Origin of the sequence: Bdellovibrio sp. GT3, from assembly GCF_037996765.1 — a bacterium.
GTDB lineage: Bacteria > Bdellovibrionota > Bdellovibrionia > Bdellovibrionales > Bdellovibrionaceae > Bdellovibrio.
In genome coordinates this window covers 1307601-1328004 of record NZ_JBBNAD010000005.1, presented here as the reverse complement: position 1 = coordinate 1328004, position 20404 = coordinate 1307601, and the positions used below count along the sequence as shown (strand labels likewise).

At 43.8% G+C, this 20404-nt stretch carries 30 protein-coding genes; all 30 read right to left on the bottom strand.

What is annotated here, in order from left to right:
- Positions 1 to 18 precede the first annotated feature (18 nt).
- The 30 genes from AAAA73_RS13900 to rpoC all read right to left on the bottom strand — a co-directional run bounded on the left by AAAA73_RS13900 (position 19) and on the right by rpoC (position 20386).
- On the bottom strand, positions 19 to 1050 hold the full coding sequence (locus AAAA73_RS13900) for a DNA-directed RNA polymerase subunit alpha (protein WP_340599070.1): 1032 nt from the start codon (positions 1048 to 1050) through the stop codon (positions 19 to 21).
- A gap of 224 nt (positions 1051 to 1274) precedes the next feature.
- Positions 1275 to 1673: a 30S ribosomal protein S11 gene (rpsK, locus tag AAAA73_RS13895; protein WP_340599069.1), complete on the bottom strand. Its 399-nt coding sequence runs from the start codon at positions 1671 to 1673 to the stop codon at positions 1275 to 1277.
- A gap of 16 nt (positions 1674 to 1689) precedes the next feature.
- The gene (rpsM, locus tag AAAA73_RS13890) at positions 1690 to 2064 is read right to left on the bottom strand and encodes a 30S ribosomal protein S13 (protein WP_340599068.1); all 375 of its coding nucleotides are present in this window, start codon (positions 2062 to 2064) and stop codon (positions 1690 to 1692) included.
- Between the two features lie 2 nt (positions 2065 to 2066).
- The gene (gene rpmJ, locus AAAA73_RS13885; protein WP_011165332.1) at positions 2067 to 2180 is read right to left on the bottom strand and encodes a 50S ribosomal protein L36; all 114 of its coding nucleotides are present in this window, start codon (positions 2178 to 2180) and stop codon (positions 2067 to 2069) included.
- 129 nt (positions 2181 to 2309) lie between these two features.
- Positions 2310 to 2945: an adenylate kinase gene (locus tag AAAA73_RS13880; protein ID WP_340599067.1), complete on the bottom strand. Its 636-nt coding sequence runs from the start codon at positions 2943 to 2945 to the stop codon at positions 2310 to 2312.
- Positions 2945 to 4273: a preprotein translocase subunit SecY gene (secY, locus tag AAAA73_RS13875; RefSeq protein ID WP_340599066.1), complete on the bottom strand. Its 1329-nt coding sequence runs from the start codon at positions 4271 to 4273 to the stop codon at positions 2945 to 2947. The genes AAAA73_RS13880 and secY overlap by 1 nt, the downstream gene beginning before the upstream one ends.
- Positions 4273 to 4710, bottom strand: a complete 438-nt coding sequence (gene rplO, locus AAAA73_RS13870) for a 50S ribosomal protein L15 (RefSeq protein WP_340599065.1) — start codon at positions 4708 to 4710, stop codon at positions 4273 to 4275. Before rplO ends, secY begins: the two co-directional genes overlap by 1 nt.
- A 3-nt stretch (positions 4711 to 4713) precedes the next feature.
- Positions 4714 to 4899, bottom strand: coding sequence for a 50S ribosomal protein L30 (gene rpmD, locus AAAA73_RS13865; protein ID WP_340599064.1), 186 nt, complete (start codon positions 4897 to 4899; stop codon positions 4714 to 4716).
- 12 nt (positions 4900 to 4911) lie between these two features.
- Complete coding sequence (gene rpsE / locus AAAA73_RS13860) at positions 4912 to 5373, bottom strand: 30S ribosomal protein S5 (protein ID WP_340599063.1); 462 nt, start codon at positions 5371 to 5373, stop codon at positions 4912 to 4914.
- Positions 5374 to 5382: 9 nt separating this feature from the next.
- Entirely contained in the window at positions 5383 to 5748 is a 366-nt protein-coding gene (rplR, locus tag AAAA73_RS13855) for a 50S ribosomal protein L18 (RefSeq protein WP_340599062.1), read from the bottom strand.
- Positions 5749 to 5757: 9 nt separating this feature from the next.
- A complete protein-coding gene (gene rplF / locus AAAA73_RS13850) occupies positions 5758 to 6300 on the bottom strand; it encodes a 50S ribosomal protein L6 (RefSeq protein WP_340599061.1) in 543 nt (180 codons plus the stop codon).
- Positions 6301 to 6307: 7 nt separating this feature from the next.
- The gene (rpsH, locus tag AAAA73_RS13845; protein WP_340599060.1) at positions 6308 to 6697 is read right to left on the bottom strand and encodes a 30S ribosomal protein S8; all 390 of its coding nucleotides are present in this window, start codon (positions 6695 to 6697) and stop codon (positions 6308 to 6310) included.
- A 10-nt stretch (positions 6698 to 6707) separates the two neighbouring features.
- Entirely contained in the window at positions 6708 to 7013 is a 306-nt protein-coding gene (gene rpsN / locus AAAA73_RS13840; protein WP_340599059.1) for a 30S ribosomal protein S14, read from the bottom strand.
- Between the two features lie 9 nt (positions 7014 to 7022).
- Positions 7023 to 7562 (bottom strand): 50S ribosomal protein L5, encoded by a 540-nt coding sequence (rplE, locus tag AAAA73_RS13835; protein ID WP_340599058.1) that lies wholly within the window; start codon positions 7560 to 7562, stop codon positions 7023 to 7025.
- 10 nt (positions 7563 to 7572) lie between these two features.
- Entirely contained in the window at positions 7573 to 7941 is a 369-nt protein-coding gene (gene rplN / locus AAAA73_RS13830; RefSeq protein ID WP_340599057.1) for a 50S ribosomal protein L14, read from the bottom strand.
- Positions 7942 to 7951: 10 nt separating this feature from the next.
- Positions 7952 to 8224 (bottom strand): 30S ribosomal protein S17, encoded by a 273-nt coding sequence (gene rpsQ / locus AAAA73_RS13825; protein ID WP_340599056.1) that lies wholly within the window; start codon positions 8222 to 8224, stop codon positions 7952 to 7954.
- A gap of 4 nt (positions 8225 to 8228) precedes the next feature.
- Complete coding sequence (gene rpmC / locus AAAA73_RS13820) at positions 8229 to 8420, bottom strand: 50S ribosomal protein L29 (RefSeq protein ID WP_340599055.1); 192 nt, start codon at positions 8418 to 8420, stop codon at positions 8229 to 8231.
- A gap of 2 nt (positions 8421 to 8422) precedes the next feature.
- Positions 8423 to 8830, bottom strand: a complete 408-nt coding sequence (gene rplP / locus AAAA73_RS13815; protein ID WP_088615302.1) for a 50S ribosomal protein L16 — start codon at positions 8828 to 8830, stop codon at positions 8423 to 8425.
- Complete coding sequence (gene rpsC / locus AAAA73_RS13810; RefSeq protein WP_340599054.1) at positions 8817 to 9482, bottom strand: 30S ribosomal protein S3; 666 nt, start codon at positions 9480 to 9482, stop codon at positions 8817 to 8819. The genes rplP and rpsC overlap by 14 nt, the downstream gene beginning before the upstream one ends.
- Before the next feature lie 2 nt (positions 9483 to 9484).
- Positions 9485 to 9817: a 50S ribosomal protein L22 gene (rplV, locus tag AAAA73_RS13805; RefSeq protein ID WP_088615304.1), complete on the bottom strand. Its 333-nt coding sequence runs from the start codon at positions 9815 to 9817 to the stop codon at positions 9485 to 9487.
- Positions 9818 to 9830: 13 nt separating this feature from the next.
- Complete coding sequence (gene rpsS / locus AAAA73_RS13800; RefSeq protein WP_340599053.1) at positions 9831 to 10121, bottom strand: 30S ribosomal protein S19; 291 nt, start codon at positions 10119 to 10121, stop codon at positions 9831 to 9833.
- Positions 10122 to 10130: 9 nt separating this feature from the next.
- Positions 10131 to 10949, bottom strand: coding sequence for a 50S ribosomal protein L2 (rplB, locus tag AAAA73_RS13795; RefSeq protein ID WP_340599052.1), 819 nt, complete (start codon positions 10947 to 10949; stop codon positions 10131 to 10133).
- A gap of 2 nt (positions 10950 to 10951) precedes the next feature.
- Positions 10952 to 11230, bottom strand: a complete 279-nt coding sequence (rplW, locus tag AAAA73_RS13790) for a 50S ribosomal protein L23 (RefSeq protein ID WP_088615307.1) — start codon at positions 11228 to 11230, stop codon at positions 10952 to 10954.
- Between the two features lies 1 nt (position 11231).
- On the bottom strand, positions 11232 to 11861 hold the full coding sequence (rplD, locus tag AAAA73_RS13785; RefSeq protein WP_088615308.1) for a 50S ribosomal protein L4: 630 nt from the start codon (positions 11859 to 11861) through the stop codon (positions 11232 to 11234).
- 1 nt (position 11862) lies between these two features.
- A complete protein-coding gene (gene rplC / locus AAAA73_RS13780; RefSeq protein ID WP_340599051.1) occupies positions 11863 to 12528 on the bottom strand; it encodes a 50S ribosomal protein L3 in 666 nt (221 codons plus the stop codon).
- 9 nt (positions 12529 to 12537) lie between these two features.
- Positions 12538 to 12855 (bottom strand): 30S ribosomal protein S10, encoded by a 318-nt coding sequence (gene rpsJ / locus AAAA73_RS13775; RefSeq protein ID WP_011165353.1) that lies wholly within the window; start codon positions 12853 to 12855, stop codon positions 12538 to 12540.
- Between the two features lie 210 nt (positions 12856 to 13065).
- On the bottom strand, positions 13066 to 15171 hold the full coding sequence (fusA, locus tag AAAA73_RS13770) for an elongation factor G (protein ID WP_340599050.1): 2106 nt from the start codon (positions 15169 to 15171) through the stop codon (positions 13066 to 13068).
- A gap of 9 nt (positions 15172 to 15180) precedes the next feature.
- A complete protein-coding gene (gene rpsG / locus AAAA73_RS13765) occupies positions 15181 to 15654 on the bottom strand; it encodes a 30S ribosomal protein S7 (RefSeq protein ID WP_340599049.1) in 474 nt (157 codons plus the stop codon).
- Between the two features lie 10 nt (positions 15655 to 15664).
- Positions 15665 to 16039, bottom strand: coding sequence for a 30S ribosomal protein S12 (rpsL, locus tag AAAA73_RS13760; protein WP_041876514.1), 375 nt, complete (start codon positions 16037 to 16039; stop codon positions 15665 to 15667).
- Positions 16040 to 16255: 216 nt separating this feature from the next.
- Positions 16256 to 20386, bottom strand: a complete 4131-nt coding sequence (rpoC, locus tag AAAA73_RS13755; RefSeq protein WP_340599048.1) for a DNA-directed RNA polymerase subunit beta' — start codon at positions 20384 to 20386, stop codon at positions 16256 to 16258.
- Positions 20387 to 20404: the final 18 nt, after the last annotated feature.

Here is a 20404-nt window from a genome sequence, read left to right as displayed (position 1 = left end):
TGTCATCACAGCTTGTGACTATTGTTGTGTTTCTCTTTTTACTGGTGGTTGAGAAGGATCCCAACCTGGAGGCGGCCAACCTTCGATTTTCATACCAAGGCCAAGACCCATCTCGCCCAAGATCTCTTTGATCTCGTTCAAAGACTTGCGTCCAAAGTTTTTAGTTTTAAGCATCTCTGCTTCAGAACGAACAACCAACTCACCGATGTAACGGATGTTAGCGTTTTTCAAGCAGTTCGCAGAACGAACAGAAAGCTCAAGATCGTCAACAGAACGGAACAAGTTCTCGTTCAATGAAGGCGAACCTAGCTCGCGAGATTCTTCAACTGGTTCCATGCTTTCATCGAAAGTAAGGAAGATTTGAAGTTGTTCTTTCATGATTTTAGAAGAAAGAGCAACTGCTTCGTCCGGTTTCAATGAACCATCAGTCCAAACTTCCAAAGTCAATGCATCGTAGTCAGTTCTTTGACCAACACGCGCATTGGAAACATTGTAATTAACTTTACGGATTGGGCTGTAAAGAGCGTCAACACCGATGAAGCCAATTGGAAGATCTGTTTCTCTGTTTTCAACAGGTACGTAGCCACGACCGAAACTTACAACGATTTCCGCTGCGAAGTTACCGTTCGCACCCAAAGTAGCGATGTGAAGATCTGGGTTCAAAACTTCGATCTTATCAGAAACTTGGATGTCTGCTGCAGTAACTTTGCCTGGACCTTTTTTAGAGATCTTCAAAGTCAAAGAGTCAGAAGTGTATTGTTTGAAACGAACTTCTTTAAGGTTCAAGATGATGTCAGTAACATCTTCAAGAACGTCTGGGATCGTAGTGAACTCGTGCAATACGCCTTCGAATTTAACCGCAGTGATTGCAGAACCCATCATAGAGCTAAGAAGAATTCTTCTTAGGGAGTTACCAAGAGTAACGCCGAAACCTCTTTCAAGCGGACGGATAATGAATTTTGCGTAGTCATCACGAAGAGTATCACGATCAACCTCAAATCCCTTTGGTTTGATCATTTCTCTCCAAAACTTATAATAATGCTCTTGCATGGATCCCCCGAGAGGTTAAATAAACTGAGTAATTTTTGTTAAAAAACGCTAGGAGCGAACTTATTCACTCTCCATTCAACTAGAAATGGACGATTTTAACAAGCTGTCTTGCTTCGCGGCACGGTTTTTGAATCAAACAGCGTGAATCACTTCACGCTGTCGATCGAAATCCAGAAATCTTCAAACCAAAAGGCGACCTTATTAGGTGTCGCCTAGTGAGTTTATTAGATTCTTCTGCGCTTAGGAGGACGGCAACCGTTGTGCGGAACTGGAGTGATATCTTTAAGAGTCAAGATTCTCATACCAGTAGCAGCCAATGCACGGATAGCAGGCTCACGACCAGCACCAGGACCTTTAAGATATACGTCCACTGCTTTCATGCCAGCTTCCATAGCTTTCTTAGCAGCGTCTTCTGCCGCAACTTGCGCTGCGAATGGTGTACCTTTACGGCTACCCTTGAAACCAAGGTGACCCGCAGATGACCAAGAAACTGTAGCACCAGTAAGGTCAGTCATAGTAATGATAACATTACCGAAACCAGCTTGGATGTAGCAGTTCCCTTGAGGAACGTTTCTTTTTACTTTTTTCTTAGCAACTGTTTTGTTTTTATTTTCAGTGTTCATCGCTAATTCCCTTTAACTACACGGCTTTTTTCTTGTTAGCTACCGTCTTCTTAGGACCTTTGCGAGTACGTGCATTAGAACGAGTGTTCTGACCACGAACTGGCAAGCCTTTACGATGGCGGATACCGCGATAACAGTTTAGATCCATCAAACGCTTAATAGATTGGCCAACTTCACGACGAAGATCACCCTCTACTTTAAAGTTTTGCTCGATGATTCCACGAATTTTAGCGATGTGCTCGTCTGTCAAACCTTCAGTTCTTAGAGTGGAAGGAATGCCAACTTGCTTGCAAATCATAGCCGAACGAGGACGTCCAATGCCGTAGATATATGTCAACGCGATTTCAACGCGCTTATTTCTAGGTAAGTCGACACCAAGAATACGTGCCATGATTAACCCTGCCTTTGCTTATGTTTAGGGTTCTCGCAGATAACGCGAATAACGCCTTTTCTTTTAATAACTTTACACTTGTTACAGATTGCTTTTACTGATGGTCTTACTTTCATATTTCTTCCCATACTTGCTATTTTTTTGGTCGAAAAATGACCAAAAATACACAGCAAAATTACACACGAGGAGTCGGACGCTATCACTGAGCAGTATTAATGTCTAGAGCAAAAAAATAATAAAAGTGGTTAGCCTATTATTTTTTCGATCTCTGTATAGACCTGCTCGGTGTCCCTATTACCGTCGACTTCGATGTATTTTCCTGATTTTTTATAAAACTCTTTTAGTGGGCTTGTGAATTCCTGGTAGGTTTTAAGGCGCGTCTCAATAACGTCTGCCTTATCATCATTGCGCTGAATTACTTCACCGCCGCAGTTATCACATTTGCCTTCCGTCTTGGTAGGCTTACTGACGATATGGTAGACAGCCCCGCAATTTTTACATACGCGTCTACCTGTTAAACGATCCATCAAGATTTCCATCGGAACTTCCAAAAAAATGGCTTTTCCAATGGAAAGTGTCATCTTATTCAAAAGGTTATCCAATGCTTCAGCTTGCGCCACAGTTCTTGGGAAACCATCTAGGATAAAGTTATTTACGCCTTTTTGAAGTACTTCTTCAACCATGCCGATAACAATGCTATCTGGCACAAGTTGACCTTTATCCATGTACTCTTGGGCTTTTTTACCAAGGTCAGTTTGACCTTTGATAGCTGCTCTGAACAAATCCCCAGTGCTAATTTGAGTCATTTGCAATCGCTTGATCAACAACTCAGATTGCGTACCTTTACCGGCCCCTGGGGCTCCAAACAGAATCAAGTTCATTAAAATTGAACCCTTCTGCTGCGGATTTTCGCACCCTTCATGAAACCTTCGTATTTTTGAGTGATCATGTGAGATTGAACCTGCTGAGCAGTATCCAAAGCAACACCAACCAAGATCAAAAGTGATGTACCACCGAAGTAGAACGGAAGACTCATTTGAGAAGCCAAAATACCTGGCATTACGCAGATCGCTGACAAGTAGATGCAACCCAATACGTTAACGCGCTCAAGTACTTTTTGAATGTAATCAGCAGTGCTCTTACCAGCGCGAACGCCAGGGATGAAACCGCCGTACTTTTTCAAGTTATCAGCAACGTCGTTTGGATTGAAAACGATCTCTGTATAGAAGAACGAGAAGAATACGATCAACATCACGAACATGATATTGAAGATTGTGCCTGATGGATTCAAAGAATCCTGAAGCGCCTTCAACCATGGTGTTTGAACGAACTGAGCCATTGTTGCTGGGAACATTAGCAAAGAACTCGCGAAGATCGGTGGGATAACCCCAGAGAAATTGATTTTAATTGGAAGATGGCTTGTCGGAGTTTGCATAGACTGCATACCGCCGCCGCCAGCACGTTGAGAATACTGAACAGTAATTCTACGTTGTGCAACTTCCATATAGATAACCGCAGCGATAATAGCGACCATCAAAACCAATAGAAGCAAGATAACTGCGAATTTCATTTCGCCAGAAACCATTAGCTCCCAAAGACGATGAGCACCTTGAGGAATAGCTGCTGCGATACCAGTGAAGATGATCAAAGATGTACCGTTACCGATACCTCTTTCAGTGATCTGTTCACCCAACCACATGATAAAGCAAGTACCTGCAGTCAAAGTGATGATTGTCATCAACTGGAATGGAAGGAATGCCACAGTTGGAGCGACCACAAGGGAACGACCATCTGGGCTTGTAGAGTTCATCAACCAAGTTGAGATACCGTAACCTTGAACGATTGCCAAAGCCACAGTCGCATAGCGAGTGTATTGATTGATTTTACGACGTCCTGCTTCGCCCTCTTTTTTCAAAGATTCCAAAAGAGGAACCGCTGAAGTCAGAAGTTGGAAAATGATGGAAGCAGAGATGTAAGGCATAATTCCCAGCGCAAAAATACTGAACTGGGAAAGTGCACCACCCGTAAAGGTGTTGAAGAGTCCGAAAATCCCCTGGCTTTGAGCCTGGAAGAAAGAAAGCACCGCAGTTCCATCCACGCCTGGCGTTGGAACGTGAACTCCGATTCTGTAGACGGCCAATAAGGCCAACGTGAAGAATATACGTTTACGAAGATCCGAATTCTTTGCGATGCTTTCAATTGCAGACACTACTTAATTACCTCGACTTTGCCGCCAGCAGCTTCAATAGCTTTCTTAGCGCTTTCTGAAAATTTGTGAGCTTTTACAGTCAAAGCTGTTTTAAGCTCGCCCATTCCCAAAATCTTAACCGCGCCCTTGTTAACAAGTCCAGCGTTGAAAAGAGTTTCAGGAGTTACTTCTCCAGAAAATTTAGCAAGTTGTCCTACGTTGACAATCTCAAAGTTGTTAGCAAACGCGACGTTGCTAAAACCAAATTTTGGCAAACGGCGGTGCATAGGTGTTTGACCACCCTCGAAACCACGACGCACAGTACCACCAGTGCGAGCCAATTGACCCTTGTGACCTTTAGTAGATGTGCCACCCATACCAGAACCGATACCACGACCGATTCTTTTTGGAGCGTGTTTAGATCCAGCTTTTGGAGCTAGTTGATTAAGCAAGCTCATGGATTACCCCTTAACTTCAACATTTACTAGATGTTGAACTTTCATGATTTGACCACGGTTTGCAGGAGTATCATTCACTGTTGCAGTAGAATTAACTTTCTTCAAACCAAGGCAACGAACTGCATCTTTTTGTTCTTGAGTGCAGCCGATAGTCGATTTTTTCAATTTTACGATAAATGTTTTAGCCATGATCGCCTCCGATTATTTGCTCAACTCTTTAAGTTGATTCAAACCATCGATTGTTGCTCTTACTGCATTGTGCGGGTTACGAGTACCAACACATTTAGTAAGAATGTCTTTAACGCCAACTGACTCAAGAACGGCACGAACTGCACCACCCGCGATCACACCAGTACCTGGAGCTGCTGGTTTCATAATAACCTTTGCAGCACCGAATTTACCGATTACTTCGTGAGGGATTGTGCGACCTTCTTTAAGAGTCACAGATTTAGCTGATTTCTTAGCAGCGCGGCTAGCTTTGCCGATAGCCTCTGGAACTTCCACAGACTTACCAGAACCAAAACCAACATCACCAGCTTTGTTACCAACAACTACTAGAGCTGCGAAAGAGAAGCGACGACCACCCTTAACAACTTTTGTTACGCGGTTGATCGCTACTACACGCTCTTCTAATTCAGCTGCTTGAGCTTGAACTTTCTCCACATTCACTCCTTAGAAATTGAGGCCGCCCTCACGAGCGCCATCAGCTAGAGATTTAACACGGCCGTGGTACAAGTAACCGTTACGGTCAAATACCACGTTCGTGATTTTTTTAGCGGTAGCAGCTTTCGCTACTTCCATACCAACAAGCTTCGCCATATCGATGCCAGCTTTGTCTTCTTTACCAAGAGAGGAAACTGACACAAGAGTGTGACCAGTTACATCGTTGATAACGCTTGCATACATATGCTTACCGCTTCTGTATACGCAAAGACGAGGTCTTTCATCAGTTCCGTTAACCGTTTTACGGATACGGATCTTCTTTTTAAGGCGATTAACTTTACGATCGCTTGTATGTTTACTCATTTTCAATTTCATACATTACCTCTATTTACCAGCAGACTTACCGGCTTTACGACGGATATGCTCACCAGCGTAACGAACACCTTTGCCCAAGTATGGCTCTGGTGGACGGAACGAACGGATTTTAGCAGCTACTTGACCAACAAGTTCTCTGCTAGCGCCAGTGATTGAAAGTGCTGTTTGTTTTTCAACTTTGATTTCGATGCCTTCAGGGATATCGAAGATTACAGGGTGAGAGAAGCCTAAAGAAAGCTCCAACTTTTTCCCTGAAACGTTTGCACGATAACCTACACCTTGAAGCTCAAGACCTTTAGTGAAACCTTTAGTTACGCCAGTTACTGCGTTTTGAACCAAAGCTCTGTAAAGACCGTGCAATGCACGAGCTTCTTTAGAGTCGTCTTTACGAGTCAACACTACCTTGTTGCCATCAACTTTAGCAGTAACTTGAGGTTGCATACCAATCTTCAAAGAAGATTTCGCGCCTTTAATTACTACTTCGTTAGCAGGTGTAACATCTACTTTTACTGTGTTATCAAAAATAACGGGTGCTTTACCAATACGAGACATGTTTCACCTACCAAAGTGTTGCAAGCAATTCGCCGCCAAGATTTGCTTGTGCCGCTTGCTTACCGCTCATGATCCCTTTGCTCGTAGAAAGGATAGTCATACCCATTCCAGAACGAACTTGAGGAATTTTATCTGATTTAACATATACACGTCTGCCTGGACGGCTTACACGGTCGATAGAGTTGATCGCATGTTGACCAGCTTCATCGTACTTCAAGTAAACACGCATAATGCCTTGTTTAGAGTCTTTCGCAACTTTGAAGCTGCGGATAAGACCTTCGTTAACAAGGATTTGTGCGATACCAGCGCGAACTTTAGAAGCAGGCAAATCCACTTTTTCGTGCTTTGCTGCTCCAGCATTTCTAATGATTGTAAGGAACTGAGAAATTGTATCCATAGTCTTCCTCTTACCAGCTAGCTTTCGTTACGCCAGGCAATTTACCGTCAAGTGCAAGAGCTCTGAAGGCGATACGAGACAAACCGAATTTTCTGTAGTTACCACGAGGGCGACCAGAAATTTCACAACGTGTGATAACACGGTTGATGTTTGTCTTTTGAGGAAGAGCTTGAAGCTTTTTACGAGCTTCTGCTCTTTCGTCATCAGAAAGTTTCATGTCAACGGCTTTATTTCTAAGCTCTGTTCTGTATTCAGTGTAGCGCTTAGCAGTAGCTTTTCTTTTGTTATTTTTAATAATTGCTGATTTGCGTGCCATTTGATCATCCTACTTTCTGAAAGGCATACCAAGTGCTTCAAGAAGCGCTCTGCCCTCAGTGTCGTTTTTAGCTGTTGTACAGATAGTGATGTTCATACCACGAGTTTTATCAACTTTATCAAAGTTGATCTCAGGGAACACGATTTGCTCCTTAAGACCCATGTTGTAGTTACCACGGCCGTCGAAACCTTTGTTTGGCAAACCACGGAAGTCACGTACGCGTGGAAGTGCCAAAGTGTTCAAACGGTCCATGAAAGACCACATTTTCTCTTTTCTCAAAGTTACGCGAACACCCAATGGGATGCCAGCACGCAACTTAAAGTTGGAGATAGCTTTTTTTGCTTTAGTGATAACTGCTTTTTGACCAGCAATAGCAGTGATCTCATCAACAACAGTGTTCAAAATTTTTGGATTTTGAACAGCTTCGCTCAAGCACACGCTAAGAGTGATTTTCTCCAAGCGAGGAACTTGCATTACGTTTTCAACTCCCAATTGTTTTTTTAGAGCAGGAGCGATCTCTTTATTGTATTTAGCTTTTAAGCGATTCATCTCATACCCCTTACAGAACTTCCGGAGCCAAAGATACGATCTTAACGAACGACTTAGCTCTCAATTCTCTGGCAACTGGGCCAAAGATACGTGTTCCAATTGGTTCTTTATTGGCGTTGATCAAAACTGCAGAGTTATCATCGAAACGGATGTAAGAACCGTCTGGACGACGAAGCTTAGCAACAGTTCTAACTACAACGGCTTTCGCAACGTCACCTTTTTTAACTTTAGCGTTTGGCAAAGCTTCTTTGATGGAAACAACGATAACATCACCGATGGATGCTACACGACGTTTAGAACCACCAAGAACCTTTACGCACATAACTTCTTTTGCGCCAGAGTTGTCAGCTACATTTAGTCTAGTTTGCATTTGAATCATGACAACACCCCTACGCTTTCGCCGTCTCTACGACTTCAGAAAGAGCCCAACGTTTAGTTTTGCTAAGAGGACGTGTTTCACGGATCTTAACGATGTCACCAATTTTAGCTTGGTTGTTTTCGTCATGAGCTTTGAACACAGAAGTTTTCTTAACGTACTTACCGTATTTAGCGTGTTTAACCATGCGGTAGATTAGGACAGAGATAGTTTTATCCATCTTGTCGCTGATAACCTCACCAACTACTTCGATTTTACGACCACGAGTATTTGTTTCAGTTGTCATTTAACTACCTCGCTACTTTCTTTACGATTGCTGTATTGATTTTCGCGATATTGCGGCGAAGATCACGAATAACAATTGGATTTGAAAGTTGACCAATTGAATTCTTGATACGAGCTTGGAACAACTCTTCGGAAAGAGCTGCTCTTTTCTTTTTCAATTCAGTTACAGAAAGATCTTTAATCTCTACGAACTTCATAACTACTCCCTAACCAAGAAACGAGTTTTGAAAGGAAGTTTGTGAGCTGCGCGTTCGAAAGCTTCTTTAGCTTGCTCACGAGTCACACCGTTCATTTCGAAAAGAACTTTTCCAGGAAGAACACGGGCTACCCAAAGCTCCGGGTTACCTTTACCGCTACCCATACGAGTTTCAGCTGGTTTTTTTGTTACTGGTGTATTCGGGAATACACGGCACCAAATTTTACCACCACGCTTAACTGAACGGGAGATAGCAATACGACCTGCTTCCAACTGACGTGCTGTAAGACGTCCTTCCTCAACTGCTTGAAGACCGAAATCTCCAAAATCAAGGTTAGAACCTCTGTACGCAAAACCAGTTGCGCGGCCTACAAATTGTTTACGCCATTTTACTCTTTTAGGACTTAACACGACCTGCCTCCTCAACTTCGCGAGCAGATAAGATATCGCCTTTATAGATCCATACTTTCAATCCGATGATACCGTATGCAGTTAGAGCTTCAGCAGTACCGTAGTCGATATCTGCACGCAATGTATGAAGAGGAACACTCTTCTCATTGTACCACTCTGAACGAGCAATCTCTGCACCATCAAGACGACCGGAAACACGGATCTTGATACCTCTCACGCCGCCTTTGATCGCAGCTGCAATAGATTTTTTAAGAGCTCTTCTCCAAGAGATACGTTTCTCAAGTTGTTGAGCAATGCTCTCAGCAACGAGCTGAGCATCGAGGTCTGGCTTGCGCACTTCTTGGATGCTCAAGAAAACTTCGTTGGGTGTAAGTTTTTGAACTTCCGCTTTAAGAGCGTCAATACCAGTACCTTTTTTACCAATAACAACACCTGGGCGAGCAGTAGAGATGATGATTTTGATCTTCTTCGCTGCACGTTCCATTTCGATTTTAGCTACACCAGCATGCTTAAGTTTACCTTTTAGGTATTTTCTCAAGCGGATGTCTTCATGTAGATTTTCGAAATATTGGTTACCCTTCGCATACCAGCGAGAGTCCCAAGTTCTAATAACACCAACGCGTAAACCAATTGGATTAACCTTTTGTCCCACGATTATTTCTCCTCAAGTACTACGTTGATGTGGCTTGTTTTCTTACGAACACCGAATGCACGGCCTTGAGCGCGTGGACGGAATCTCTTAAGAACCGGACCTTGATCAACCCAGATGGCTTTAACAACCAAGTTATCAATGTCCATAACTTTTTTGTATTCAGCGTTAGCAACAGCAGATTCGATAAGTTTTTTTACCATACCTGCAGTTTTTTTGTTCAAGAAAGTAAGAGTTTTAACAGCTTCATTCACGTCTTTACCGCGAACAAGGTCTGCAACAAGTCTTGCCTTTTGAGCACCTACTCTTGCGTATTTTAGACTAGCTTTAACTTCCATTATAAACCTCTACCTACTTCTTAGCGCCAGCCGGAGCTGCCGCTTTCTTCTCAGCGTGGCCTTGGAAAGTTCTTGTCGGAGCAAACTCACCGAGTTTGTGACCGATCATGTTCTCAGTGATGTAAACTGGAACGAACTTTCTACCATTGTGAACCGCGAACGTAAGTCCGATAGTTTCTGGAAGAATTGTTGAACGACGAGACCAAGTTTTGATAACTTTCTTGTCGTTTTTTGCAATCGCGTGGTCGATCTTCTTTTGTACGTGAAGATCAACAAATGGACCTTTTTTAATCGAGCGTGCCACAGTCTACTCCTACTTACGTCTCTTAATGATTGAAGAGTCAGTTCTCTTATTATGTCTTGTCTTGTAACCTTTACATGGTTGACCCCATGGAGTTACAGGATGATGACCTTTACCCACACCTTCACCACCACCCAATGGATGGTCTACTGGATTCATGTGCATACCACGAACTGAAGGACGGATACCTCTCCAACGAGAGCGACCAGCTTTACCAAGATTAATATTTTCGTTGTCAGTGTTACCAACTTGACCGATTGAAGCGCGGCATACTGAAAGAACCTGCTTCAACTCACCAGATGGCATACGTACTTGGCAGTACATATCACCTTTACCAGCCAAAGTCGCGCTTGCACCTGCACCTCTGCAAATTTGACCACCTTTACCTGGGCGCAATTCGATATTGTGAATTACTGTACCAACAGGGATAGCTGCCAAAGACAAAGAGTTGCCTGGTTTGATATCGGCTTTGTCTGAAGAAAGTACAGTGTCGCCTACATTCAAGCCAACTGGCGCGATGATGTATGCTTTCTGACCGTCTACATAGTTAAGAAGAGCGATACGGCAAGTTCTGTTTGGATCGTACTCGATCGCAGCAACTTTCGCTGGCACTTCTAGTTTCATACGTTTGAAATCAACCAAACGGTATTTACGTTTATGACCGCCACCTTGGTGACGAATAGTAATTTGACCGTGATTGTTACGAGCTGCTTGTTTCTTTAGAGGAGCAAGCAAAGACTTCTCTGGAGTTGTCTTTGTGATTTCTTTGAAATCGAAACCAGTCATTCCTCTACGACCATGAGAGCGCGGGGCGAACGTCTTGATACCCATCTCTATACTCCCTCAAAAAGAGCGATCTTCTCACCTTCAACAAGCTTAACGTAAGCTTTTTTCCAGTAAGGGACCTTAGTTGCACCAAACTTCGTGTTTTTAGAGTGACCGCGGCAAACGCTAGTTCTTACGCTGTCTACTTTAACTTTGAAGTTCTTCTCTACTGCTGCTTTTACTTCTGTTTTTGTAGATTTCATATCTACTTCGAACACGTAAACGCCAGCTGCGTTGTGGTATGTGTTTTTCTCCGTGATTAGTGGAGTTTTAATTACTTGTTTCATCTTACGCTTTCTCCATTGAGCAGCGATCTACGATTTTAGCTACAGATTCTTTAGTGATAACTGCAGCATCGTATTTCAAAAGATCAAACACGTTCAAACCTTCAACTGGGAAGTATTTGAATGTTGGAAGATTTTTTGAAGCTTGATTGAACTTGTCGTTAACATTTGCATCGATCAAAACTGCTTTTTTCAAGCCGAACGCTTTAAGACGTTTGCTCAATTCAGCTGTTTTACCTTCAGATTGCATGCTGTCTACTACGAACAACTTGCCTTCTTTTTGAAGGTGAGAAAGTGCCATGCTCAAACCTAAGCGACGAACTTTTTTAGGAAGTACGAACGCGTAGCTGCGAGGTTGAGGACCGAAAGCAGTACCACCACCAGGCATCAAGATAGAACGGCTAGAACCTTGACGAGCTCCACCAGTACCTTTTTGTTTGAAAGGCTTCTTACCACCACCGCTCACTAGACCTTTTGTTTTAGTCATGTGAGTACCTTGGCGACGGCTAGCCAATTGCCATTGAACTACTGTGTGCAAAACTTCTTTTTTAATAGGAGTTTCGAAAACATCAGCTGCAAGATCGATAGATCCTACTTTTTCTTTTTTCCAGTTAAGTACATTTACTGTTGCCATATTACACTCTCACCAATTTCACCAAAGTGTTTTTCGCACCTGGAACTGGGCCCTTAACCAAAACAACGTTTTCAGCGTGGATGATCTCTACGATTTCAACGTTCTTTACAGTTACTGTTTCGTTACCAAGATGACCTGGGAATTTCTTACCTGGCATTACGCGACCTGGCCATGTTCTGTTACCAGAAGAACCCGGACGACGGTGGAATTTAGAACCGTGTGAACCAGGTCCACCGGCGAAGTTCCAACGCTTCATAACGCCCGCAAAACCTTTACCTTTAGATTTCGCTGTCATTTTAACAGTGTCACCTTTAGCCAAAGAGTCGATAGATACTTGGGCGCCTACTGTAAGACCTTCTGGAATAGCTTGACGAATTTCTTTTACGAAACGCGCGCCATTTTCGAAGCCAGCACCTTTAAGGTGGCCTTGTTCAGCTTTGTTTGAATTTTTTGCTTTTTTAGGTTCGCAAGCTACTTGAATAGCTTCGTAACCATCTGCTTCGTTAGTTTTGATTTGAGAAACAAACCAAGGCTCATAACGAAGAACCGTAACAGGGATAGCTTCACCTTGCTCATTATAGATGGTAGCCATACCTTCTTTGAATGCGAACAAGCCATCAAGTTTTAGGCCTGTAGACGTTTGTGTGTTTTCTGTAGTTTCGCTCACGTCTTACTCCTAAACCGCTGAAAGTTTGATTTCGACGTCAACACCAGCTGAAAGATCCAATTTCATCAATTGGTCTACTGTTTGTTGAGTAGGTTCAAGGATATCAAGCATGCGCTTGTGAGTTCTAACTTCGAATTGCTCACGAGATTTTTTATCTACGTGTGGAGAACGAAGCACTGTGTAGCGGTTGATGCGAGTAGGCAAGGGAATTGGACCCGCAACTTTTGCGCCTGTGCGACGAGCAGTCTCAACGATTTCTTTCGTCGACTGATCAAGCAATTTATGATCGAATGCCTTCAATCTGATTCTAATCTTCTGACTTTGCATAAGGACACTTCTCTTCTTTTGTAAGGTAGCGTAATTACTAGCAAACTTGTTAATAACTGAACATCCAATCCCATCGAAAACTTGCCCCGAATTAGCCCTTGCGGCCTAGAAAGTCCACCAAACGCGGGGGGTTTTTTGTAAATTTAGATGTCACGAGTGCGCGAGTATGCGCATTTAAAAAATCTTTGTCAAAGGGAAAAAATTAAATAATTAATATCTTCCCATTTTATGTAGAATTTCCGTTTTCACCTTAGGAGGGACAACGGCGTATTCTAGGAATTCCATACTGAAACTTGCTCTACCTTGGCTCAAACTGCGCACATCCGTCGCATAACCAAATAGAGTGGCCAATGGAGCCTCGGCAAAGATAACCTGCCCGCCCCCTGGCTTAACGTTCATCGTGAGAATTTTACCACGACGAGAGTTCAAGTCGCCCACGATATTGCCCACGAAATCATCAGGGCAAGTCACCTCAAGCTTAAAGATCGGCTCCATAAGCTCAACCTGGGCATTTTTTACGGCATCTCTGAACGCCAGGGAAGTGGCCGCCTTAAAGGCCATTTCCGTAGACATTACCGGGCGAGCCTCAACAGCTGTTAAAGTCCCCTTAATACCGAGCATAGAATAGCTTGCCAACGGACCCACTTCAGCAGCTTCACGGAAGCCCATTTCTACTGCTTTCAGCATCGTTGGTGTAAACTCTTTAGACGTTGATACCTTGCTAACGAATTGGATGTGATCTGCTTGAGAGATCGGCTCAATCGTCAAGGTAACGGATGCGAAATTCATGTCACCGGCAATTTCGCGCTCATAAACATGAGACGCAGACGCCGCTGAAGTGATTGTTTCGCGATAGGAAACCTGTGGCTTACCGACATTCGCTTGCACCTTGTGCTCACGAAGAAGACGATCCACCAGGATATCCAAATGAAGCTCCCCCATACCGGATAGCAAAATCTGCCCTGTTTCAGGGTCATTTCTTAGCTTACAGGAAGGGTCTTCTTTTTGAAGCTTCTCCAGGCCCGCCAACATCTTCTCCTGATCAGCAGAAGATTTAGCTTCAATCGCCACTGCGATTACCGGCTCTGGGAAAGTAATAGATTCAAGAACAACAGCATGAGAGGTTTCGCATAGAGTGTCGCCCGTACCAGTGAATTTCAGACCAATAACGGCTCCGATATCCCCTGCTTTCAGACTGCCCACTTCCTCACGGGAGTTCGCATGCATTTTTACCAGCTTTTGAATACGCTCTTTCTTTTGAGTACGAGGATTCAACAGCTGATCGCCCACTTTCACTTCACCGGAATAAACACGGATATAAGTCAAAGTCCCTGCGAACGGGTCATTGGCAATTTTGAAAGCCAAAGCCGCCACATGGGCATCAAAGTCAGTTTTACAGATGATTTCTTTTTCCGGTTTTTCAGGGTCATGACCCACGATATCCGGAACTTCAATAGGAGATGGAAGATAATCAATCACACCATCAAGCAAAGGTTGAATGCCTTTGTTTTTGAAAGCAGCTCCGCAGAATACCGGGAATGCTTTTAGTTCAAGAGTGCCTTTGCGAAGAGCTGTTTTTAGCTCTGCTACAGTCACTTCTTCTCCGTTGAGATATTTCTCAAGAAGAACATCGTCGAACTCAACGATCTTTTCAACGACCTCTGTACGGAAGCGATTAACTTCTTCCTTCATGTCGTTAGGAACATCGGTAACTTCGAAATTGTCACCCATACCGGATGTCGTCCAAATGTAAGCTCGATTTTCCAACAAATCGACAACCCCACGGAACGTGTCTTCAACACCGATAGGTACTTGAACAGGAATTGGGTTCGCTTGAAGGCGCTCTTTGATAGTCCCGTAAGACATCACAAAATCAGCACCCACGCGATCCATTTTATTGATGAAACAGATTCTTGGTACCTTGTACTTGTCAGCTTGTTTCCAAACAGTTTCAGACTGAGGCTCAACACCGTTTACGCCGTCAAAAACCGCAACTGCACCATCAAGAACGCGCAAAGAACGCTCAACTTCAATTGTGAAGTCAACGTGTCCCGGAGTATCGATAATGTTAATGCGGTAGTCTTTCCAGAACGCCATAGTGGCAGCGGAGGTAATGGTAATACCACGCTCTTGTTCCTGAACCATCCAGTCCATAGTGGCCTGGCCGTCGTGAACTTCACCAATTTTATGACTTTTTCCAGTGTAGTAAAGAATGCGCTCGGTGGTCGTCGTTTTACCGGCATCAATGTGAGCCATGATGCCGATATTACGAGTATACTTGAGATCAGCTACAACTTTTGGATCTTTAGCTGACATGTAGACAGATTACCAATTGTAGTGAGAGAAAGCCTTATTAGCTTCAGCCATACGGTGAACTTCATCTTTCTTCTTAATAGAGTTACCTCTATTGTTGTAAGCATCGATGAATTCGCCAGCCAAACGCTTAGCATGGTCTTTTTCGCCACGTTCACGAGAGTATTCTACCAACCAACGCATAGCTAGAGCTAGACGACGAGTTGGACGAACATCGATAGGAACTTGGTATGTAGCACCACCAACACGGCGAGAACGAACTTCGATAGAAGGTTTTACGTTCTCTAGAGCTTTTTTGAAAACTGCAACTGGTTCTTCGCCAGCAACTTTTCCTTCAAGCTCTTTCAATGCTCCGTAGAAAAGCTTCTGTGCAGTAGCTTTTTTACCTTGGTACATCATTTTATTGATGAACTTAGCAATTGTTAGATCCTTGAAAACCGGATCAGGAATGATTTCTCTTTTAAAGGTCTTTTTACGACGTGACATCTCTTAATCCTTATTTCTTAGGTCTCTTAGTACCGTATTTTGAGCGGCTGCGTAGACGGCCGTTCACACCTTGAAGATCTAGAACACCGCGAACGATGTGGTAACGAACACCCGGCAAGTCCTTAACACGGCCGCCACGGATCAAGACAACGCTATGCTCTTGAAGATTGTGACCGATACCTGGGATGTAAGAGATAACTTCAAAACCATTGGAAAGACGGACTTTTGCTACTTTACGAAGAGCGGAGTTCGGCTTCTTTGGAGTTGTTGTATAAACACGAGTACAAACACCACGACGCTGAGGGCATGACACCAAAGCAGGTGATTTAGTTTGGTTTTTTTGAACTTTACGCTCACTTTTGATGAGCTGGTTAATTGTAGGCACTTTTATAACCCCTTAAACAATTTAGATCTAATTCAAGACGCTGGAACTTACATTGTCGCAAGTGTCCGGGTCAAGACATTGTTGTTATTTTTATTTCCCAAAAACTGGCGTGAGTTCCACTTTTTGAGTTTTTTACAATTTTCTTACAAGATCCGGGGCCTTAGCCCTCAAAACCGCTAGTGAGGCGGCTTTGAGGTCGTGGGGCACCGCGGTTCATTAACCTTGGTGAGGCTGAGAAGAAGCCGTCATCCCTGGCAAAGCCACGAATGAAGTATCGTCGTCTTCTGCAACTGAAACTTTCCAACGTTTGTAAGAAGTTAAGCCAGTACCTGCAGGGATCAAACGACCCATGATGATATTCTCTTTCAAACCACGCAAATGGTCTGTGCGAGAATTAATCGCCGCTTCTGTAAGTACTTTTGTTGTTTCTTGGAATGACGCTGCTGAGATCCAGCTATCAGTGCTCAAAGAAACTTTCGTAATACCAAGAAGAAGTGGATTGCATGTAGCAGGTTGTCCACCCTCACGGTTGATACGTTCGTTCTCTTGATCGAAAGCATATCTTTCAGCTTGTTCACCAGCCAAGAAACGGCTGTCACCAGCGTCCTTGATCTCTACTTTACGTAGCATTTGGCGAACGATAACTTCGATATGCTTATCATTGATAGCAACACCTTGAAGTCGGTAAACTTCTTGGATTTCATCAACAAGGTATGCAGAAAGCGCTTTAGCACCCAGAACAGCCAGAATGTCATGAGGATTTGTTGGACCATCCATCAAAGCCTCACCCGCTCTTACGTACTCGCCCTCTCTTACAGCAACGTGCTTACCTTTAGGGATGAGGTATTCTTTTTGCTCACCCACTTCAGGAGTTACGATCACACGTTGTTTACCTTTAACGTCTTTACCGAATGTCACATAACCATCAATTTCAGAGATGATTGCTGCTTCTTTCGGTTTACGAGCTTCAAACAATTCAGCAACGCGCGGAAGACCGCCCGTGATATCCTTCGTTTTCGAAGTCTCACGATGCATTTTCGCGATAACGTCACCGGCATGGATCTCTTGGCCGTCAGTAACTGACAATTGTGCACCCACTGGGATCAAATATCTCGCAGGGATGTCACGACCAGGAAGATTCAATACTTTACCGTTGCCATCAACCAGGAACACAGTTGGTTTGATGTCAGAAGATTTGGATTCCATGATAACTTTAGTCGCAAAACCAGTTACCGCATCCACTTGCTCCTGCATCGTAGAACCTTCTTCGATATCCTGATATTGGATCTTCGCAGAAACCTCTGCGATGATTGGATTCGAATATGGATCCCACTCGACAACTGTTTGCCCTTTGGCAACTTTGTCACCTTCTTTAAAGTTCAAAACAGCACCGTAAACGAGTTTGAAATTCTCGCGCTCACGACCTGCTTCGTCCATAACTAGTGCAGAACCGTTACGATTCATTACAGTCAATTTACCGTTACGGTTTGCAACAGCATGAACGTTTTGAAGTTTGATTGTACCGTCATAACGAGTCGTATGAACGGATTGCTCAACGGAACGAGAAGCCGCACCACCCAAGTGGAACGTACGCATCGTCAACTGAGTACCCGGCTCACCGATAGATTGTGCAGCAATGATACCAACTGTTTCACCAAGGTTCACAGTCGCACCACGAGACAAGTCGCGGCCGTAACATTTCACACACACACCACGTTTAGATTGGCACACTAGAGCGGAACGGATGTCGACTTTATCGATACCCATACCTTCGATAGTTTTAACGTCAGTTTCAGTGATTTCCTGATTCGCTCTAACAACCACGTTGTTAGTTTGAGGATCAACAACATCTCTCAATGTTGTACGACCCAGGATACGATCACCGATGTTTTGGATGATTTCACCAGCTTCGTAAATCGGAGTGATTTCCAAACCGTCGTCAATACCGCAATCCAACTCTGAAACAACTACGTCTTGAGCAACGTCAACCAAACGACGAGTCAAGTAACCGGAGTTCGCAGTTTTCAATGCTGTATCGGCCAAACCTTTACGAGCACCATGCGTGGAAATGAAGTACTGAATAACTGTCAAACCTTCACGGAAGTTTGCAGTGATCGGTGTTTCGATGATCTCACCAGAAGGCTTAGCCATCAAACCACGCATACCACCCAACTGACGGATCTGAGTCGCGGAACCACGGGCTCCGGATTCAGCCATGATGTAGATTGGATTGAATGAAGGTCCAACTACTTCCTTGCCATCAACGATGAACGTTTGTTTTTCAATCGCGTTCATACCTTCTTTGGCAATTTTATCAGCTGTTTGTGCCCAGATATCCACTACCTTATTGTAGCGCTCACCATCTGTGATCAAACCTTCATCGTACTGAGTTTGGATCTCAGTCACTTGTTTTTCAGCGTCAGCGATCATCGGAGCCTTGGCAGCCGGGATAACCATGTCATCGATACCGATAGACATACCTGCAGCTGTTGAATATTTGAAACCAAGTTCCATGATTTTATCAGCCAAGATACAAGTCGCTTTTGTACCAGCAAGACGGAAAGTCTTATCGATCAAAGCTGCGATTTGTTTCTTAGTCATGATTACGTTGACTTCATTGAAAGGAACTTCTTTAGGAACGCTATCAGAAAGAATCGCGCGACCTACAGTCGTCTCTTGCAATTTACCGTTGATACGAACTTTACAAGTAGCTTGCAAGTCAACCAAACCTGTTTCGTAAGCGTATTGCGCTTCCTGAACATTCGAGAAGATTTTGCCAGTTCCTTTTGCCCCAAGACGGTTACGAGTCAACCAGTACAAGCCCAACACGATATCTTGTGATGGATTGATAACCGGCTTACCAGACGCTGGAGAAAGTACGTTGTTCGTGGACATCATCAAAACACGAGCTTCAACTTGGGATTCCACAGAAAGTGGAACGTGAACCGCCATTTGGTCACCGTCGAAGTCGGCATTGAAGGCACCACACACTAGTGGATGCAATTGGATAGCTTTACCTTCGTGAAGTACAGGTTCGAAGGCTTGGATACCAAGTCTGTGAAGAGTTGGCGCACGGTTTAGAAGAACTGGATGTTCTTTAACCACGTCAGCCAGGATATCCCAAACTTCAACTGATTCTTGCTCAACCATTTTTTTGGATTGCTTGATAGTTGCAGTAAGGCCTTTTTCTTCCAATTTGTTGTAAACAAACGGTTTGAATAGCTCTAGAGCCATTTTCTTAGGAAGACCGCATTGGTGCAATTTCAACGTCGGACCAACTACGATAACGGAACGACCAGAGTAGTCCACACGTTTACCAAGTAGATTTTGACGGAAACGACCTTGCTTACCTTTCAACATATCAGAAAGGGAGCGAAGAGGACGTTTGTTTGGACCAGTGAAAGTCTTACCGCGACGACCGTTATCCAACAATGCGTCTACTGCTTCTTGCAACATACGTTTTTCATTGCGGATGATGATGTCTGGAGCGTTCAGCTCTTGAAGACGTTTCAAACGGTTATTACGGTTGATCACACGACGGTAAAGATCATTTAGATCTGAAGTCGCGAAACGACCACCATCCAGTGGAACTAGAGGACGTAGATCTGGTGGCAACACTGGAAGTGCTTCCAACATCATCCATTCAGGTTTGTTGATAGAGCCTTTGAAAGCCTCAACAACCTTAAGACGTTTAGTGATCTTTTTCATGCCCGCTTCAGACTTAACGTCTTTAGCTTCCATACGAAGCTTGCGAGACAAGTATTCAGGATCGATTTTTCTCAAAAGGTCACGAACAGCTTCGCCGCCCATGCCGTATTTGAATGAAGGACCGAATTCGTTCAAAGCTGCGTTCAAAGCTTCTTCAGTCAATACTTGGCCTTCTTCCAATGTAGTTTCCATTGGATCGATAACCACGTGTGCTTCACAATACAAAACTTTCTCAACGTCTTTCAAAGAAAGGTTAAGCAAGTTACCGATACGAGAAGGTAGAGAGCGCAAGAACCAGATGTGTGCAACTGGAGTCGCAAGCTCAATGTGACCTAGACGTTCACGGCGAACTTTAGTTTGTGTAACTTCAACGCCGCACTTTTCACAGACGACGCCACGGTACTTCATACGTTTATACTTACCGCACAAGCACTCATAATCCTTAATAGGACCGAAGATTTTCGCACAGAACAAACCATCACGCTCTGGTTTGAATGTACGATAGTTGATAGTTTCTGGCTTCTTAACTTCACCAAATGACCAATCACGAATCATTTCAGGTGACGCCAACGATACTCGTACGGCGTCAAACGAAAGTGGATCTTTTGGTTTATCGAAAAAATTCAACAAGTCTCTCAAAGAACACCCCTGTTGTTA